General features: G+C 55.1%; 10 protein-coding genes. 2 read left to right on the top strand and 8 right to left on the bottom strand.

All coding sequences use genetic code 11. From position 1 onward, the window contains the following. Positions 1-6: 6 nt before the first annotated feature. Positions 7-1,536, bottom strand: coding sequence for an outer membrane beta-barrel protein (locus AC5S16_RS12570; protein ID WP_493930418.1), 1,530 nt, complete (start codon positions 1,534-1,536; stop codon positions 7-9). On the opposite strand from AC5S16_RS12570, the gene AC5S16_RS12565 reads away from it, so the two are divergent. Then, entirely contained in the window at positions 1,432-2,643 is a 1,212-nt protein-coding gene (locus tag AC5S16_RS12565; protein WP_493930417.1) for a TCR/Tet family MFS transporter, read from the top strand. The genes AC5S16_RS12570 and AC5S16_RS12565 overlap by 105 nt on opposite strands. A gap of 34 nt (positions 2,644-2,677) precedes the next feature. Here AC5S16_RS12565 and AC5S16_RS12560 read toward each other — a convergent pair whose 3' ends face one another. From AC5S16_RS12560 to AC5S16_RS12550, 3 genes are all read right to left on the bottom strand, one after another. Continuing rightward, positions 2,678-4,015, bottom strand: coding sequence for a ComEC/Rec2 family competence protein (locus AC5S16_RS12560; RefSeq protein ID WP_493930416.1), 1,338 nt, complete (start codon positions 4,013-4,015; stop codon positions 2,678-2,680). Between the two features lie 52 nt (positions 4,016-4,067). Further along, the gene (locus AC5S16_RS12555; protein WP_493930415.1) at positions 4,068-6,170 is read right to left on the bottom strand and encodes a prenyltransferase/squalene oxidase repeat-containing protein; all 2,103 of its coding nucleotides are present in this window, start codon (positions 6,168-6,170) and stop codon (positions 4,068-4,070) included. 131 nt (positions 6,171-6,301) lie between these two features. Beyond that, positions 6,302-9,661: a TonB-dependent receptor gene (locus AC5S16_RS12550; RefSeq protein ID WP_493930414.1), complete on the bottom strand. Its 3,360-nt coding sequence runs from the start codon at positions 9,659-9,661 to the stop codon at positions 6,302-6,304. A gap of 374 nt (positions 9,662-10,035) precedes the next feature. Here AC5S16_RS12550 and AC5S16_RS12545 point away from each other — a divergent pair, with 374 nt between their 5' ends. Beyond that, complete coding sequence (locus AC5S16_RS12545; protein ID WP_493930413.1) at positions 10,036-12,249, top strand: TolB family protein; 2,214 nt, start codon at positions 10,036-10,038, stop codon at positions 12,247-12,249. Positions 12,250-12,275: 26 nt separating this feature from the next. Here the strand turns inward: AC5S16_RS12545 and AC5S16_RS12540 are convergent, their stop codons facing one another. The 4 genes from AC5S16_RS12540 to AC5S16_RS12525 all read right to left on the bottom strand — a co-directional run bounded on the left by AC5S16_RS12540 (position 12,276) and on the right by AC5S16_RS12525 (position 19,343). Further along, positions 12,276-14,669: a TonB-dependent receptor gene (locus AC5S16_RS12540; protein ID WP_493930412.1), complete on the bottom strand. Its 2,394-nt coding sequence runs from the start codon at positions 14,667-14,669 to the stop codon at positions 12,276-12,278. 195 nt (positions 14,670-14,864) lie between these two features. Then, positions 14,865-15,323, bottom strand: a complete 459-nt coding sequence (gene nikR / locus AC5S16_RS12535) for a nickel-responsive transcriptional regulator NikR (RefSeq protein WP_493930411.1) — start codon at positions 15,321-15,323, stop codon at positions 14,865-14,867. An 11-nt stretch (positions 15,324-15,334) separates the two neighbouring features. Next, positions 15,335-16,732, bottom strand: a complete 1,398-nt coding sequence (locus AC5S16_RS12530) for a PepSY-associated TM helix domain-containing protein (protein WP_493930410.1) — start codon at positions 16,730-16,732, stop codon at positions 15,335-15,337. A gap of 82 nt (positions 16,733-16,814) precedes the next feature. Further along, complete coding sequence (locus AC5S16_RS12525) at positions 16,815-19,343, bottom strand: TonB-dependent receptor domain-containing protein (protein WP_493930409.1); 2,529 nt, start codon at positions 19,341-19,343, stop codon at positions 16,815-16,817. Positions 19,344-19,369 lie beyond the last annotated feature (26 nt).

Here is a 19,369-nt window from a genome sequence, read left to right as displayed (position 1 = left end):
CGTTCCTCAGAACTTCAATCTTGCGGCGAATTGAATGATGCGCGGATTATAAGCATTTGCAGTGCTGGTAATGATGCCGTTGGAGGCGTTGCCGAGCACAGATGTGGGAAAGGCGAACTGCGCCGTGTTCAAGACATTGAACGCCTCTGTCCGAAATTCGAGGTTCAGCCGATCGAGAAGCTGAAAGTTCTTGAACAACGACAGGTCGACGCGCTGCAGCCCCGGCCCGTAAAGCTGGTTGCGGCGCTGGTTGCCTACTGTTCCCACTTTCTGAAATTGAAAAGCACTGGTGTCAAACCACTTTTCAATCGTGGGGTGATTGACTCTGCCGGAAGCCACCATGTTCGGACGGTCCGAGCTGCCCGCCCCCGGCCGCGTTCCGCTGCGGTTCACCAGGTTCACTTCGGAAAACGGCATGCCCGTGTTCCAAACGACAAGACCATTTGCCTGCCAGCCTTTCGCGAGCGCTCCGGTTAAGCCATGCAGGTTCTGCCCGAAGGGCAGCGTGTAGTTGAAAGTACCTGTGACGCGTTGGCGCACATCAAGATTGGAGTTGCCGTACTCGAGCGTCGGAATCAGTGACGGTACCGAACCAAAACCATTGCCGCCATCGTTGCTGATCGCCTCGGCATCATCCAGGCCGCGCGCCCATGTATAGCTCACCTGCATGTCCAACCCTTTGCTCAGGCGGCGTTTCAACAGCGCCTGCAATCCGTGGTAGCTGGCCATCGCCGTGCCCGTCCAGTATGGAATTGATGTAACATTCGGCTGCTCCGCATAAAAGCGCCGCAGCGTGTTGTAGTTGAATGTTGAGAGCTTCGGAGTCGGGCTGGTGGTGTCGTTTGGATTCGCGAAGCTCTGGCTGTTGGGAATTGCCTCGTTGTAATCCGATACATAGAAGGCGACACGCCGACCCAGCTCGCCTACATAGGAAAGACTGGCTACGTTCCCCCCGAACTCGCGTTCAACCGTCAGGTTGAATTGCTCGATGTAAGTGGATTTGAGATGAGGATCGACCGCTGCGCTCACGCTTCCACTTGGATTGGCCGCACTGTTCGGAACCGGAGTCGGAAGGCCGTTGGCAAACTTCGAAAAACCGGCAGGCGCAGTGGACTGTGTCACCGGGCCATAAGTAGCCGTAAACGGCTGGTTCACCAGCGCCGCTCCAGAAGTCATGTTCTCCGGCACGAATGTCATCCCGAAACCGCCGCGAATCACCGTGCGCTGTATTGGCGTATAGGCAAAGCCGATGCGTGGCGCAAGATTCGAGTAGTCCGTCCGGATATTGCCTGTGCTGCCGATGCCGTTCTGACCGGCAACGACAATCCGCGCCAGATCGGTATCGAAGTTGGAAAGTATATTGTTGATCTCGGTATAGGGCGTAAATAAGTCATAGCGCATGCCAAGATTCAGCGTCAGGTTGGCGGCCACATGGTAGTCATCCTGAAAGAAACCATGCGGCTCCCAGCTGCGGTTGTGAGGCTGATCGGCCTGATATTTCCGATCCTGCCGCGACTGATCGAGGACGTAACCCACGCCCGGAACGTTGCGTCCTATATCGGCATCCTTACAGCGCTCTATGCTGCGATGCAATTCGCATTTGCGCCGGTCCTGGGCTCATTGAGCGACCGGTTGGGCCGCCGGCCGGTGTTGCTGATTTCGCTCGGCGGCGCGGCTATTGACTATGGGCTGATGGCCTTCGCGCTATCGCTCGCATTCCTGATCGCTGGCCGCGCTATCGCGGGACTGACAAGCGCTAATATCTCCGTAGCGACAGCCTACATCACGGACATCTCGCCAGAGGAAACACGAGCAAAGCGCTTTGGCTTGTTCAATGCCATGTTCGGTATCGGCTTCATCCTCGGCCCTGTGCTTGGTGGCGTCCTGGGCGACCATTGGCTGCGTCTGCCATTCATCGCTGCAGCCGTGCTGAACGCAGGGAACCTCCTTCTTGCGGTCCTCGTTCTGCCAGAGTCCCATACGCCCGGCCACGAAAAAATAGATCTCCGGGCGCTCAATCCGCTCCGCCCTTTGCAGTGGGCATTCTCTATGAAGACTTTGCTGCCAATGATCGCGACCTTTTTCCTATTGAGTGCTACGGGCGAGGTCTACGGGACGTGTTGGGCTCTTTGGGGCAACGACGTGTTCCGGTGGAACGGTCTATGGATTGGCTTGTCACTAGGAGCTTTTGGCGTTTGCCAGTCATTGGCACAGGCGTTCCTGCCAGGCCCGGCCGTTAGTCTGGTCGGCGAGCGGTGGACCGTCCTGACCGGCATTGCCGGAGCCTGTGCCGCGCTACTTGTATTGGCTTTCATCAAGGAAAGCTGGATGGTATTCGCGATTATGCCCGTTGTTGCGCTCGCCGGCATAGGAACTCCGGCCTTGCAATCACTCGCAACCCGGCTGGTTGACGAGAGCCGACAAGGCCAGTTTCAGGGAGTGCTGGCCTCTGCGATGAGTATGGCATCCATCGCAGGGCCACTCGTGTTCTCGACTTTCTACTTCGTCGTCAGGGACCGATGGCCCGGTGCGATCTGGCTATCTGCACTGGTTGTCAACGCAATGGCGGTTCCCCTGGTACTCAGCCTTCGCTTTCAGTCTGTGACAAAGCCGGAGTCTTATAAAGCTGAGCTGCCTTCGTGAAGACCGAGCGACTATCAGCGGGATCAGTGCATTGCTACTTGATCAGTGACATCGTTTTGTACGGCCCGAACATGCCGATTGTTCTGTCACTTTCCTCTAAGTTAGTAGTGATAGCTACCTCAAAGGAATGTCCGCCCGGAGCAACACGTACTACGACGTGACCATTTCTACTCTGAATCTCTTTCAATCGTTTGGTGGCGATGATGTTCTCCGGTTTAAGGGCGGTCGAGTATATATCGCGTGGACCGGCATAAAGGTCCTGGCTCAACATGTTGTCCAGCGAAGGGATTGTCGGGTGAGCTGAGTCCCACGCACTCACGATGAATGCTCTGGGGCGCAGCGATCTGACCCACTCCGGTCCACACGCATTCACATAGCCATGATGGTTTGCGACGGCTACATCCACAGGGCCTGCCGCTCTCGCTACTGCTGCCTCAATATCTCCCCACGGTAACCGTGCAAAGGATGTATCGTGATCCATGTCGCCGGCCGAGAAATAGCGGAAGCCTCCGAAAGTCAGCCGCAATGCAACCGAGCACTTATTTTCGGTCGGATAGTCACTTGCTGCCAGGGTCTTCAACGGAGGGAACGTCTCAATCGCGTCGTCTTCTCTTCCAGTCCAGACCTTTCCGTTAGCGGCCAAATTCTGCACTGTAAATGTCGGATAGGCCTCTGGACTCGAGTGGCGAAGTTTTATCTGTCTTGAGGAACCGGGTACAAAACGTTCTACGGTTCCGCCGTTATGCACGAAAGAAGAGATGAACTTCCGATAGTTGAGTTGATGAGGATCGTTTAACTCGACGGGATAGTTGTAATCGGGATAAGCCCTGTCGAGAATGATCTTGATAGGAACCTGTTCGTGAACGTCCATGACTCCAGTCAGCGCATAGGGACCTAGACGGGACATGACCTTTCTGGGCGACAGAAGATCAAGCCCACCCATGTGGTCGGGGTGGAGGTGGGTCAGAACGAAGTAGTCAATCTCGGGCTGTCGGCCAGTTGGCATGTGGCGGGAGATGTAGCGAGCAATCCATTCTCCTGGTCTGCGAGATGCGTTCGGAAGCGGTGAGATTCGATACTTCTCATCGCTATTCCAATCGGGCGAGGACTGCAGAGCACCAGCGTCAATCAAGATCGTCGTCCCGTCGGGGCAGACAGCAAATGCGACGTTGCCCCGGCCGGTGGAGATGTGATGAATATCCAAAGTGCCAAGCGTCCAAGGCTGCAGCTTTGCACCAGCGACTGGATAAACCTGCGATGGGCTCGGTACGTTCTGGACGGTACTGTCGGAGGGTATCAGGAAAACAATACCGGATACAGCGAGGTTCTGCAGGGCTGCGCGACGCGTGATGGTTGGTAGTTTGTCTGGCACAGTAGCCACCTTTCCAGTGATATTCGGTCGTCAAAGCTTGCGGAGTGGAGTGCTATTTGAGATCGGCAAGAATAGTCTCAGTGCGGCGGCTTGTCAGATCGCGAACTACTATGGCGGCCGTTCTCGGTCCAGCTTCTGGCACATGATGGATGAGGTATCGGTCATGGGCCAGGATGACTTCTTCTGGAGATACCTCCTGACCGTCGATTTGCATGGACATTAGTTCGCTTTGCCGTTCTTGTAGAACTGCCTTGTTTGGGCTATCACCCAACCCGAAGCGCAAACGCACGCGAATGCTTAGCCCCTCTTTTGGAGCGCCAACCTCAAAAGGCATGTCCGGCCTAAGTACCGTCAGCATGGCTAGCGGCCGACTGGAGTGACTCGCATCCCACCATGACCAGTTCTGCTCTCGATCGGCGACGAACTGACGGACCTCAGGCAATGCACCACCCCATTCGATCTGGTGGTTTGTGGACGCATCTCGTCGAACGGATAAGACCCATTTGTTGTCGATTGCCTTGACGAAGCTGTCCCAAGAGGGATCTTCCGCAAGATAGAGCGTTCGGAAGCCTTCGAGTTGATCAGCCCACCACCAGCTCTCTCCACCGTGAGAGTCCTGAAGCCCGACCATGCCAATCCGCCCCTCCCACTCCATCAGGAAGGGTTCGAAATCGAGAAAATCATCGAGCCCAAAATGAAAGCTGCTGATTACGCCATAGTCGCCCGTACGGCAGGCCTCGTCCAGCAGAACGCGCGTCAATTCCTCATTCTCATTGAATTGCCACACCATACGTCCCTTGCCTTCACGGATGGTCTTGATGCGTGTATCGCGGAACTCTGTCCAGGGCAATGCAACGTCCTTCTGCGGAGGATATAGTCCGAGCTGTGCGCCACCAGGAGCGACCAGGTCGTCCAGATGGCTGTATATCCCGAAACCGCGGATGCTTGTGTAGGTTCCGTATTCCTCATCTCCCCGAGCGAACTGAACACTGACACGATGCAAGCTGGCAATCCTTTGTGCCTCGGCGATCCATTCGCGCGAAGCGTTCTTTGCTGTCCAGAGTTGGATATTCAACTTTTTGGCCAGTTCGACCGCCTCGCTTGGGCTACCATTACCCGGGGCTTCAATCTGCGCGCTATAGATCTTGGGCGTGGAAGGTAACGTGTGGCTCTTGCGAAAAGGCGGTCGACGAGTCGTACCCGACACCGAAGCGCCAAGCATCCCTAACGCGTCGAGCGCGTAGTAGGTTGCCGTGAGATTTGGGTTGGCTTCCGGCGAGCTTCGAAAGCCACCTTCGGTGGTGAACTGTTCGTTGATCCAGCGAACACAGCCATCCCAATCCATTGGCTTTGCCCCGACCTGAGAGAGCAAAGAAACTGCGGCCCATGTGTAGATCATGTTTTCGCACCGTCCGATCTGTGCAGACGGGCTCCAGGTAAATCCGCCAGTGGCGAGCTGACAATTCTTTATCCAGCCGATTCCATTGGCCGGTAGCTCTACTTGTTGTTGAAGGTCTTGCAGGGCCCCCATGCCCCAAAGCGTATTGACGATGTGACCATCAGAGCCGTCAGCTGCAACAGAATTGTTGAATGTGCCATTTGATCTTCTGCGCAGTTTGAAATAGCGCTCCCACGCTGTTGAAGAGTGATTCTCGTCAGCGCCGATCATCTTTCTCAGGCGGACAGCCATTGCCTGATGCTGAAGTGTTGGATACGCGTTCTGTTCAAAGTAGGTGTTGTAGACAAATGGCTCCTGCAACATCGCACGCTTGTCTGATGCGATGGCACGACCAAGCCAGTTCAATATCTGAGCCTGTTCATAGTCGATCCTCCATAGCGGCTGTTGTGACAGCCCTTCAGGGACCGGGTAGTGCGAACGCGCAAAATCAGCCAGAACTTCAGTCTCGGGAATCGGCGACTGCAGCAGGCGGTAGCACCCGACAGCAGCAAAGGTCGGCGTGATATGCGCTTTAGTTCTCGATAGCCATCCGTAGCCCCCGCTGGATTTGCGATGACGGGCTATAAAGGCAAGGATCATATCGTGGTTGAGGAGTGCCGAACCTGTGGTTCCGAACGACGGCAGGCAAGCCGCAAGTGGTAGCGAAGTGATTGCACGAGCGAACGCTCGCCTTGATATTGTTCTGCGATTGATCAATGGATTGGTTCCTGGTCTTAAATTCGAGCGTCTGGCCCGTAAATAGTGTTCGAGAAGCCATGACGAGAACGGTGGTGCCGACTAAGATTGCATAGCCGGCACCAGCAACTGCTTTGAGCAAACTGAAGAACTTAGAAATTCAGCTTGCCCGTAAATCGAATGACCCTCGAATCTGCGGCACTTCCAAACGTTGAAGTGATCTGACCGAAGTTGCTGTTGGAGACATTGTTTGCTGGAACCGCGAAGTTCGGCGTGTTGGTGAGATTGAAGGCTTCTCCTCGCAGCTCAAAATGGAGCCACTCCCTGATTGGGAACTCCCTGGATAGTCCCAGATCAAGATCCGCATCGCCGGGGCCGCGCAGCGAGTTACGGCTTGCCGTGCCAAAGCTGGCTGTCGTGACGGGAGCGAACGCAGTTGTATCAAACCATGTAGAAAATTTCCCGATCCCATGCAGTGTTGCGACTTGAGGTTTGAGTTGATTCGCGACCTGCGTATTGAACGCTGCGTTGAGCGAGGTTGCAGAGGCTACGGGCGTGAATGACAGACCGGTGTATTTTGAGATCACGGCATTCACCTTCCATCCCCCGGCGAGCGCACTGGCTAAGCCAGGCTCACGCAGGAACGCATGCCCTTTTCCGAAAGGAAGCTCGGCAGTGAAGCCCATGTCAAATACATGCTTGCGATCAAAGTCGCTGACTGCGCGGTTGCGATATTGATAGGCCGCTGCATTGAAGAGCGGCACACTGTCGTCGTCTGTGGCCTCATCAATCGACTTGCTGAAGGTGTACGAAGCTGTTAACAGCACGCCATCTTTGAAGGGATGCTTGAGGCTAAACTGCAATCCATCGTAGTGGGCTGTGTTGTAAGGAAGGATGACCTGGGTTTCTGCGTTGCGTCCGAATGCCGTGTAGAGGGGCTGGCCCGCTGCACCGAGTCCAGGAGTCTGTCCTGCGTTGGCTTCGAAGTATGTAGTCTGCCGGATGGTTTGCGTTCCCACGTAGCTCGCGGTGAGGTTGAAACCAGCAGGGAGCGAGCGCTCAACTGTCAAGTTCATCGACTCTACATAGCCTCGACGGAAGGTACCTGCGGGCAGAGTTTTTGTGTATGCGCTGAGCGGGAGTGCGACTGTGCCGTCAGTATCAATTACCGGCGCAACGGTCGCAAATCCAGGGATACCGGTCATGAAGTTGCCGGCGGCCACATAAGAGTTGTTTGCATTGACGGTCTGCGCGATGGTCACCGGATAGGGATCGCGCATGGCGCGGGTGAAGGGATAAGGATCGATGCTGATTCCGTATCCGCCTCGAATGACAGTCTTGTCATTGACGCGATAAGCAAATCCAAGCCGAGGACCGAACTGAAGCTTGCTGGAGTTCGATCCGGCGCCGGTTGGTTGACCATTGGTGCCACCAAGAATCATGCGGTTCGTTGTGAAATCGTAGCGATCCATGCCCGTCATAATGGGATACAACTCCCAGCGGAGTCCGTAGGTCAGGGTCAGGCGGTGCGAAGCTTGCCATTGATCCTGTGCATAGAAGCCATACTGCCACTCGGTTTCTTTGATGGGGTTCTCAAACTGGTAGCTCTTTCCAAGTGAGTCCGGAAGCCCTAGCAGGAACTGCGCGAACGCGTTGGCGGAGGTCGGAGACGCTCCACCTTTGACAGCGGTCACGCCGCCGGTAAAGGTAAAGCCACCGCGTGGGCCAAACCCTCTCTGCGGTTGATACTGGTTCAGATGATTGTTGAGCATCTGTGTTCCAAAACGAAGCGTATGCGAACCAACCGCCCATGTCAGATTGCCAACGTATGTATAGGTAAAGTCGTTTTTTAACTCCGGGGTATAAGCGTCAGGATTGCCAAACGTCTCAAGCCCGGTAATCGCAAAGGAAGGCAAGCCTGCCTGGTTGGGATCGGCGCCGTAGCTGCCATTGCCGTCGCTGTTGGTTCCTGGTATTCCAAGGCCTGGCCCGAGGTTCCTGGCAAAATCAGCCTCATACCATGTGAGACCATTATGTCCTACGCCGAAGTTCGCATCGACCAACAGGTTTTGCGAAAGAGTACGTGTATAGCCGATACCGCCGATGAAAATGCGGGTTTGGCTATAGCCGGAGCCCGAGTTGCTGCCTCCGGGGCTGAGACCTGTGCCTCCACCGATTCCCAGCGTGCTCGGAGACATAACGTCTGCTCTGAGGTAGCTCAGCTTGGCAAACATCGAAGATTTCGGATCGATCTGCCAGTTCACCTTTTCGTCAAAGGAGAAGCGGTCCAGACTGTATGTGCCTGCGACGGAGAGATTGTTTGAAGTTCCGGCAAGATTGGCGTGTGGGATGAGAGCGAGAACTCGCAGTGCCGCAGGACTCATGCCACTCTCGATCGCATTTCGTCCATCCGCATTCTCGCTGGCTATGGTTGCACGTCCCGTTCCATCAGAGTTACCGGTATTGGGATCGTACAGCGCCGCCAGGCCCGTGAAGTCTCCGTTTCGCTCAGCATCCGTTGGTACCGAGACGATTTCGGGGTAGAGCTGGCGTTGAGACACACCCTCGAAACCGGAGAAGAAGAAGAGTCTGTCGTGAAGTATTGGACCACCGATGTTTGCTCCGAACTGATTGAGGATGTTCTTCGGTGCCGAACTGCCCGCACCCGAGAAATAGGTCTTGTTGTAGAAATAGTTTCGTGCGGCAAGTGCCGAGTTTGTATTTTCCTCCCAGAACGTTCCGTGAAATTGATTTGTTCCGGACTTAGTGATGACGGACACCACTGCACCTCCAGCCAATCCCTGTTCGGCGGTGAAACTATTGGTCACAATGTCGACAGATTGGATGTCTTCGGTTGGCGGGTTATAGAGAGTGTGGTGCGGAAGATAGACCTGTTGGATAGCTGCACCATCCACGGAGGTCTCATTGTTATTGCGGGATGATCCGTTGATGTTGGTGGTCAACGACCGGGATGGAGTGTCCATTACAGAGTTCTGATATCGCGATGGAGTGGCGCCCGGCAGCAGGCTCAGAAGGCTCTGGTAGTTGTTGAATCCCCCGATTGGAATGTTGCTAAGTTCTTTGCTTGTGAGCTCGCCATGAATTGTTCCGCTGTCGGTTTGCAGTTCGGTGTTCGCTGCACTGACCTCGACTGTCTGCGAGGATCCTGCGACACTCAGCTTCTCATCGGCGCGCAAAATGAGGTTCGCTCGAACATTGAGGCCGGTCTGCTCGGCTTGCGAGAATCCACTGGCCGTTACTTGAACTTTGTAAACACCAGGTAAAAGGTCGCGAAGATCATAACCGCCTTCATTGTTTGTCGTTTGCCGGTGCTCTGTTCCGGTCTGGATCTCGGTCGCAATGACGGTTGCACCAGGGACCGATTTTCCGTTTGGGTCGGTCACTGTTCCGACAAGAGTGCCGTACAAAACCTGAGCATGCGCGAGGCAGCTGAACGCGGTCGGCGAGAGTATGAGTACCGCGGCTCCAATCATTCGCAGAATGGATTTCATTTGGATCGTCTCCTCAAAAGTATTGCGTCTGCTGGGCAGAAGTTTCGTGAATTTCGGGATCCCTGCTCGCGCGGAGGCAGGCCCTTTGGGGAAAATCACCATGCCGGTTCGGAGAAGGGATACAGAGCGAATCTCTGCCGACCGCAGATGAGTGAACAAGTGGGTATGGGGGTGGGAACTCGCTGATCTACGGCTCATCAAGGGAGTGGGAACGTCGTTCCCACTCTGGCGTATGTGACAGATATGCAGTCGATTGCTGTTGCCGCAACTGAGCGAGCGGCGCTTTGTTAATTTACTGTTACCTTGCTATTTGGCTGAGCAGTCACGCTGCCCAATTTCATCATTCCGGCGAGTTTCCGAATGTAAGATTTCAAATGGACTGCATCGTCCATCGATCCATGGAGATTTTTCACGACAAAGTACGCAAGCAACTCGAGCGTCTTGCCGTCAGCGCGGAGTTTGGGCGAACTGATCGCATGGTGCGCTTCTTGCGCTTTGTTGTGGAACGGTCCTTGCATGATGATGCAGACGCATTGAGGGAGAGGCAGATAGGCATCGAGGTGTTCGATCGTCCCTCTGATTGGGACCCGAAACTCGACAACGTAGTTCGGAGCGAAGCGAGGCGACTCAGAGCAAAGCTCGATGCATACGCCGCCAGTAATAATCCGGATGAGACAATCCGGATTACGATTCCCAAAGGAGGATATGTTGCGGAGTTTGTCGAGCTCTCCTCCAGCCGCCCGGCCCCAGAGGTCTTGACTCAGTCCCTAAAACCGGTTACTCCGGTTGAAGGGTTTTGGCGTCGCTTTCGAAGGCTGGCAACAATTGCAGTAGCAATCCTCCTTGTACTTCTGACCGCGGCAGGTGTTTTGTCGCTCATCTCTCTACACAGGGCCGTTCAGGCAAAATCCGACAGCTTCGATGTTGTGCCTTTTTCGAACGAAATCGGACAGCAATTCAGCCCCTCGATAGCCCCTGATGGAACCCGAGTGGCTTATGTTTGGGATGGAAGCGCGGACAATTACGATATCTATATAAAGGACCTCAAGACGAGCGGCGTTGTCCGCTTGACGGACAACAAACAGCCTGACATTCATCCCGCATGGTCGCCCGATGGGAGGGAAATCGCATTTCTTCGACCATCCCAGTCAGGCACCGAAGTGTTTGTGAAGCCCGCGGCTGGCGGCTCCGAACGAGCGGTTGGCACCATCCAAGGCACAAGTGGTCTATGGGCCTCCGAGAATCCTTTCTCCGGTTGCCAGAGCCCTGCCTGGACGCCGGACGGTCGGCAATTGCTCCTGACTGACGGTCTCGGCAAGGACTACGGAGCAGGCCTCGTTCTCATGTCTGTCGATTCGGGCGCAGGAAAACCACTCACTTCGCCTCGTCCGCAGGATGAGGATTGCTATCCACGGTTCTCCCCGGACGGCAAGCGCATCGCATTTGTACGCTATATCAGCCACGGCGCCGGAGAAATCTTCACCATGGCTGCCGACGGCACAGGCCTCAAGCAGCTGACGACGGACCACAGGAACGTTCGGGGAGTTGATTGGGCTTCGGATGGGCGGCATCTCGTCTTTGCGTCCAATCGGCGAGGATCATACGAACTCCGTGAGATAGACATGAATGGAGGCGAATCGCAACCTCTCCCTTCGGATACGGCTTCCGCATCGGATCCTGCGATTTCACGCACAGGCGACTGGATGGCGTTCGTCGAGAGCGATGAAAACTGGAACATATGGCGAGTGCCCATCGAGAACGGTCGCATTGGGGCTCCTGCCCGCTTTCTGGCTTCCCAGGGCCACAACCACTCTCCGAGTTTCTCGCCTGACGGTCAGACGGTTGCCTTCGTATCGGATCGGTCCGGAACTCCCGAGGTCTGGTTTGCCAATGCCGACGGGACCAGCATCAGGCAGATGACCCACTTTGGGGGGCCGTGGCTTGGAACAATTCGCTGGTCTCCTGATAGTAAGACGATCGTTTTTGACGCAAGGCCAAACGGTAACTCTGAGATTTATACGATGCCGGCCTTGGGAGGGAAACCAACACTGTTCGAGCATGAGCAATTTGAAGTACGCAGGCCCGGGTGGTCACGCGATGGGAAATCGATATACTTCGATACTACCCGGGGCGGTATGCCTCAACTGTGGAGACGGAGCTTATCTACCGGTGCTGCTCAGCCAATCGCTCCGCCGGATACGTTGTTTCCCGCTGAATCCATGGACGGTCAAATGTTATTTTTCTTCGATGGAAATGGACGAGGAGAGCATAATATCGCGTCTGAGAGAACCGATGGGAGTGAACTGAAGCAACTAGTGGGAGTTCATCCTGATCCGGACCTGGATTGGGCTGTGAGCAAAGATGGGCTCTACTTCGCAGTAGGCGATGCAGCGGCGGCGAGGCTTGATTTTTATTCCTTCCGGGATGGCCGAATCATGGCGGCTGGAAAGCTCAAGCAGGCGCTGTCATTAGGTACACCAAGCCTGGTCGTGTCCCCTGACGGCAAGTGGCTCCTATATGCCTGCATCGACAGTACAAAAAGCACCATCAAGATTCGTCATGAATCTGCTCTGTCGAGCAACCGGTAAGAGCATCGCCATGATTCTCTTATTTGTTAAAAAGTTCTTCCCAACCAGAATCGCACCTGAAAGGGCTCGACGGGGTGGAAGACGTCTGTGAATGCCGGCATGGCTGTCGGCGTTATCTGGGACTCATAGGCATAGTCGATGTCGTGGTCGCGGCGATTCAGCAAATTCAAAAATTCGGCCGAAACACGCCATGTCTCACCAATTCGATAACCGACCTCTCCATTGAGCAACGCCGTAGCGTTGGAGTGATAGATTCCGTCAGATGTCAGATCACGCGGGCCGAAGTAGCGCAGGCGCAGACTGCCCGAAAAGTTATTGAGATCGTGCAATGTGACGCCCGAGGCAATCACCAATCCAACCGATTCTGGAACGCGTCTGCCGCCGGGGCTGTCCGGCGCCGCATCGTCACCGTCTACATCAGCAAACAGCGCCTTCGAGTTCGCCAGATCGAAATCAATGGCCCAGTGTTCCGCCGGTGTCCAGTAGTTCGCTAATTCGAAGCCGTAGCGGTCGCTCGGCTGCGAGGAAGCCGTTGTGCCTCCAGTGTCGCCGGATTGCTGCAGCTCGGATTTGCTGTGCAGATACCAGAACGAAAGTGTGCTGTTGAGATGCGGCACGGCCGTGGTGCGGACGCCAAACTCCGCGCCTTTGGTTGGAATCAGGGGAGGAATCTTATCGCCAGGCACATTTGGATAAGGATTATCCCCGGAAACCGGTTCAATCGTCAGCGTTGTGCCGCGCGCGTCGTTCGAGTGATAACTGGAGCCTCCTTCGAGATAGAACTCGATCTTTGCCCACGGACCAAAGATCAAACTTGCCTTCGGGCTGGGGATCGCCTTGGTGACCGTGCCGGAGTTGGCCGAAGTCACAAGGCTCGTCACGTCCAGATGGGTAATGTCGCCACGCAACGCCACGACGGTGCGAAATTTTTCCGCCCACTGGATTCGATTCTCCCCATAAAGGCCGATCAGCGTATCCGTAAAGTTGTCCCTTTGGGTGGTTGCAGGCAGGATGTTGCCTGTTCCTGAATCCGTCTTGTCCATGCGCACGCGATGCGATGACTGGTAAAGGCCGTTGCCGATCCAGTCGTTGCGCAACTGGAAGCCGAAGGTGTTTTGCACCTTGTGGCCGCCCCATTCACTGAAAACCGTGTGGTGCGCACCTACCCCGGCCACCCAGCGCCTGTCGTTCTGATTGAACTGGTCGCCGCGAACCGGGTCCGTCAAGTAGTAGATGAAATTCGAATAGAGATTGAGGTCGTAATAAAACAGGTAGGGCGTGATTTTGGTCAGGGAGCTTGCGTCCTGACGATGCCACTCTCCCTGCAGGCTGTACCGCTCTGACCTGCCGCCATCCGTCGGATCCACAGTGCCGAAGAAGCCCACGAGCGGAACGGCGTTTTCGGAGATCTGATCGCTCGAGCTCCATTTCCCGTGGTAGCCGCGCGCCGTGATGCTGAAGCCATTGGCCTCCGAGCCCTGGCTGTATGTCAGCAATCCGTTGTATTTGAAGTAGTCGTCCGGGTGCTTCCATGGGCCGTCATCGTGATACACCTCGCCGCCAAACAGCAGATTGCCCATGCCGAGCTTTTGCGATACGCCGAAAACCATTCGCCCATAGCCGTACATTCCGCCTTCCACCTGGATGAAATTCCGGGGAAGAGTCTTGAAAAATTCCAGATGAGCCGAGCCAGCCGAGCCATAGTTGCCGACATCGGCGTAATAAGGCCCTTTCTCATAATTGACTCGCCTTACAAACTCCGGGATGACGGTGTTCATGTCCGAGTACCCTTCACCGTGCGCGTGCGACGGCAGATTGAGCGGCATATCGTCGATGAAAATGGCGAAATCCGTGCCGTGGTCCAGGTTGAATCCGTGGAGAAAATACTGATTGGCCTTTCCGCCGCCGGCGTGCTGCGTGATGATGACGCCGGGAACCGTCTCCAGAATTTCTCCCGAACGAAGAATCGGACGATCCTGGATTTCCTTCGCGCCCACCATTCCCTGGGTGGCTGAATTGGCGATTCCAATGAGGTCATTTTCCCGGCCCTGCACGTTCAGAGTGGTGCTCACAGAGCCCACTGCCAGAGAGATGCGCAACGGGGCCGGCGCCTCTGTGGTCCCAATGGTGACGGGGATTTCTTTGATTTCAAAATCAGGATTCGATACGACGAGCCGATAATTACCCGCCGGAAGTCCAGAAAGAATGAAGGATCCGTTCCTGTCCGACTGTGTCGTTTTCAGTACGGCACCGTTCGCGTTTCGAACCTGCACGGTAGCCCCGGTAATCACCGCGCCGGACGCGTCGACGACAGTTCCTGACAACTGATAAGCCTGTTCACTCGTGGCGGATGGATGATCCTGCGGATCGAGCACTGTGTCTTCAACTCTGGCTGCATGGGATTGGACAGGTGCGGTCATTGCGGACGCCATTATCCATAAAATTGGTAACACTATTTTAATTTTTGTGTTACTAAATAACCATGATGACTCCCCGACTTCAATGTTCAACCTAGATCAGGTCCTCGCAATGAATTTCAATGACTCATCATTAATAACACGATTTTAAGAATGGTAATATGACAAGAATTTGCTACCGGCGGGGAGAGGTGGGTGCTATTTCGCCGTCTTGAGCGCAGCGCCCGAGTTGGTCAGCACCAGCTTGCCTAGCTCCACTCCGCGTGTTGCCAGAATGCGGTCAGCCATCTCCTGAATATCCTTGCTCTTGCCCTTCATGATGATGACCTCAAGACAGTAGTGATGATCGAGATGGACATGTGTTGCCGCAAGCACCATCGTGCCGGCGTGGTGCTGCATTTCGGTCAGCTTCTGCGACAGATTAGGCACATGATGATCGTAGACCAGCGTCAGCGTACCGACTACAGGTTTGTTGGAGTCGATCACTTCTGAGAGAAGCGCGTCACGAATCATGTCACGCAACGCCTCGGAACGATTCTTATATCCCCTTCGCGCAATGAGTTTGTCGAATCCCGCCAACAAATCCTGTTCGAGAGAAATCCCTGTCCTGCTTAGTTCTGCCATCGTGTCGAGCCTCGGGTTTGATTCTAAAGCCAAGGCGCTCCTATTCAGGAAACCGGCTGTAATCCGAGCCAGTGACTTACTGGCTTCAGCCGCCGCAGCACAAATTTTTCCGTAAGGAGAACGATCATCATTGATCCTCCGAGGAACGGCATGTAGATGCCAAAAATTATGATGAAAGCAATGAGTCCCCAAGAAAAACGGATGCGACGTATAGGGACCGGAGTTCCCAAGACCCCTTCGGGGCGCCGACGCCACCACATGATGAAGCCGCTGAGACTGAGCGCAATCAACCCAACCGCAGTAAATAGACTGAGCATCTGATTCGCCACGCCAAAAAGTTGTCCTTCGTGGGCAGCGATTCCTGTACCAATGACTCGATCCAGCCACGGTCTGGAATGGAAATCGGTGCGCTTGAGAATAGCTCCCGTTGTTGGATCGAGAACAAGATCGACGCGCAGAGGCCGGTCCTGCGTATCGGATTTGGCAGTCCAGTTCCCCCCCTGGCTCGTCGGCGGAAAAATCAGGACCGGATTAGCGAGTTGAAGCGGAGCGACCACTGCGATCATTTGATCCAGAGGCTTGTAGGCGTCGGGACCGCCAGCCATGTGGTGACCATGAGACACATGTTCGGAGACACTCATCCCCGGCATGTTCTGCATACTGCCTCCAGTACGAGCCGCGCGGGCGGCGAGTTCTTCCGATGTGCTGGTTGTCCAGTCCTGATGAACGGCGTGGCCATTGGACAGATGACGCCAGGCTTTGAGGTAGCTCCCCCAACTCTTCGCCCAGGGTAGACCCGTAAAGAGCAGAAAAAGCGCGAAGAAAGAAACGTAGATGCCCGTGACAGCGTGAATATCCCGCCAGAAGATGCGTTGTCCTTGCCGGAGACGCGGGTAGAGCACGCCGCTGAGACCTTGGGCGTTACGCGGCCACCAGAGGTAGAGGCCGGTGGCGATCATAATCACGGCCCACGATGCAGCAAGTTCCACAATCGCGGAGCCGAAGTTCCCCATGAGCAATTCACCATGCAGGCGGAAGATCACCTTTTCAAGGCGCATATCTTCGTTGACGACATGCAGAACCTGTGAGGTCTGCGGATGGACATAGACACGAAACTGCTGCGTGCCCTTATCTACAAGAATCTGTGCAGCGGAGGTGGGTGTGTGAGGCAGCTCATAGGCATCGAGCGTAGAACCCGGCACGGCGGCGAGCCCCGCCTGCACTTGCTGATTGGCCGAAGCACGTTCTCCAATGGAAAGATGATCGTAGGGGCGATCAAGAAACCGCTCAATTTGTGGCTTGAAGAGAAAGATGGTTCCAGTGGTTGCAAGCCATAGAATGAATGGAATGCAGAAGAGTCCTGCATAGAAGTGCCAGCGCCAAACGGTGCGATAGTCCAATCTCTTGGAAGTATCGGATGATGCCAACGATACGGTAGCCATAGTGATCTCCTGTGTCGGTGATTGAGGTACGGCATTTGTCGTGAGCCAACCGAGAAAGATTGGCCAACGAGTTTATCCAGCGTCAGAACTTGATACGAAATCCTCCAATCGACAGTCGAGGTGCGCCCGCATAGATCGAGCCCGTAGCCGAGGCCAGAGTCGATGCGCCATTCTGCTCTCCCGTCGTTGAACTGATGGTGTTGGTGATATTGCTTGCCGATCCGACATACAAGCGGTTGGCAAGGTTCTGTAGATCGAAGTAGAAGTGTGTTCGTGACCAGAACCCGTGACCGGGAGCGGGATCGTAGTGGACATCAAAGTTGAACACTGTGGCCGACGGTGCGGCGAGTAGGTTGGCATTATCCAGCCAGTAGTCGGAGCGATAGTTGGTTTCGAGGTATGTGCCGAAGTTGCCGTATCGGCTGGATGACTTGTCGTAGATCAGCCGTGCATTGAGGTTGTTGGGGACAACGCCGGGGATGCGGTTCCCATTACGCACAAATGAGGTAGTAAAATTTCCCGCGCTTAGTTGCTCGGTGTAATCGCGGTAGACCTGGGCATCGTATTGATACGCAGCGCGGAAGCGCAGACCACTGACCGACTCTGGCAATGGATGCCAGTTCAGACCTGCGACCAATCCACGGTGCGCTGAGGATGGGGCGTTGAAGGTATAGCTCAGAAGCCCCGCGCCGGGGGATTGGTTCACGTTCTCATTGGCGAAACGCTCATAGAATCCGGTCACGCTCAACTCAATGTTTCGAGCTACGAACCAGTCCGCACCAAGATCGATGCCGACATTGGTTTGAGCTTTGAGCTGCGTGTTGTTGCCATAAGTTCCTTGCGGCGTCACAAAGAATGATGTGTTGGTTGGTGTTCCGTAGCCCGTCCCGAGCCGCGCATGAATCCGCAGAGAATCCGAAACCCTCAAGAGGATGGCTGCCTCCGGCGCAATGTTGTCGAAGGTGCGATTTGCAGTGACAACCTGAGTCGATGGCGTGCCTGTAGCGGAGTAATTGTAGAGAGTTTGCTTGGCCGAAAGATTCGTGTGCTCGTACCCGAGCCCGCCGACGACAGTGACACGCTCTCCAAGCGAGAGTTCTTCACGGATGCGGCCTCCTGCACCGAGGATCGTTCCAACAGAGCCAGAGATATATGCGCCAAGCGTCGCATCTCCTCCAGGCATCACGTTATAGCTGTTTGAGTTGGTATCCTCGTACTTGAAGAACCCTCCACCATAGGTGGTAGAACGATGGCCGAAGAGAAGTCCTTTACGGGTGCCATCGCTCAGGAAGATGAAAGACGGTGTCGCTCCGCGGGCACTGGTTGTCCCTGTGGGTTGATCGATGTCTTTGACATCCCACACTCCCTGCGTGCGCCAGGTGGTATTGTCGGTCAGATCATGCTCCCATCGCGCGCCAACCACGGTGCGGCGGTCATGGCGTCCAAGGCCGGCCTGATCCGCACTCAATGACACCTTGTTGCCTGTAAAGCCGTTGATGTACAGGCTGACTGTGGCGCATCCCTGGCTCGATGGCGTGCTGGAGGTGTAGTTGGCACAGCCCTGCTGGAACGGATTCAGCTTGTATTGATTGAGAGAAAGACGGATCGGAAGATCAGTATCAAGATTGTTATTGATGAACTTGAAGGCGATGCGATCCTGCTTGCTTAAGGAGACGGTTGTAAGAATGTTAGCCGTCACCGTGTTGAAGGCGAAGTGATCCTGATAGCTCTGCTTGCCTCGTGTATTGCTCAGAAAGACGGAGTAATCGTAGATGTCACCTGCATTGCCGATGGTGACATAGTTGTTGAGGAACTGATAGCTTCCAACATCCGTTCCGAAGTCGATGCCGTGAACGTCCGCGCCCGGTCGCGTATGAAAGAAGATTGCGCCATCATTGGCGTTGTTCCCGTACATCGTGGAAGATGGCCCCTGCACGGCGTCGATGGACTCGTAAGCGTGCGGGTCGATGAGATCAGCGCGGCCAAGGCCGTCCGGTTGCGTCACTTGAAAGCCGTCATCAAAGAGAATTGCGTTTCGGATGCCGTAACTCTGCCGGTCGTTGGAACCACGGAGCGAGATGGAAATGTCACGCGGCCCGTTGCCGGTGATGGCCGTAATGCCGGGAACCAACGCAAGACTTTCCTGAATCGTGAAGTCCGCGGAGTCTTTAGTATCCTGCCGGTCCACCGATGTGATGGTTTGAGCGGTTGGGGCCTCGGTCACAGCGGCAGTCTGTGCCGTCACCGTGACGTTTTGGCTGACAAGGTTGATCGTGAGCGGAAGTGAAATCTCAGTGGTTTGACCGGCTGAGAGAATGACAGTGCGATAGATGCGGTTGAAGCCGAGCTGTTCCGCACTGACCTCATAGGCGCCGGGGACGAGATTGGGGACTGAGAACTGCCCCTCGCGGTTGGTAACGGCTGTGAAGGCAGTTTCGTTGCCCGTGGGTTTCACGGTAATCGTCACGCCGGAGATCAGCACCCCCGTCGAATCGGTGACTACTCCGTGCAGACTGGCATGATTGCGGGCTTCTTGTGCCCACGATGGGATCGAGAAGACCCAAAAAGAAATAAGAGTCAGGAGAATAGTAGGTCGAGCAGATCGAAACATTATCGTCTCCAGCGTTGTGGCAGCTC

The organism is Acidobacterium sp. FHG110202_01 (assembly GCF_059115305.1).
The sequence above is the reverse complement of the archived record's forward strand: the minus strand, read 5'-3'. Positions and strand labels throughout refer to the sequence as shown.

Excerpts from the sequence above, each read along its gene's own strand:
- AC5S16_RS12525 (WP_493930409.1), bottom strand. The coding sequence starts at position 19,343 with ATGTTTCGATCTGCTCGACCTACTATTCTCCTGACTCTTATTTCTTTT.
- AC5S16_RS12550 (WP_493930414.1), bottom strand. The coding sequence starts at position 9,661 with ATGAAATCCATTCTGCGAATGATTGGAGCCGCGGTACTCATACTCTCG.
- AC5S16_RS12530 (WP_493930410.1), bottom strand. The coding sequence starts at position 16,732 with ATGGCTACCGTATCGTTGGCATCATCCGATACTTCCAAGAGATTGGAC.
- AC5S16_RS12565 (WP_493930417.1), top strand. The coding sequence starts at position 1,432 with ATGGTAGTCATCCTGAAAGAAACCATGCGGCTCCCAGCTGCGGTTGTG.
- AC5S16_RS12545 (WP_493930413.1), top strand. The coding sequence starts at position 10,036 with ATGGACTGCATCGTCCATCGATCCATGGAGATTTTTCACGACAAAGTA.
- AC5S16_RS12540 (WP_493930412.1), bottom strand. The coding sequence starts at position 14,669 with ATGACCGCACCTGTCCAATCCCATGCAGCCAGAGTTGAAGACACAGTG.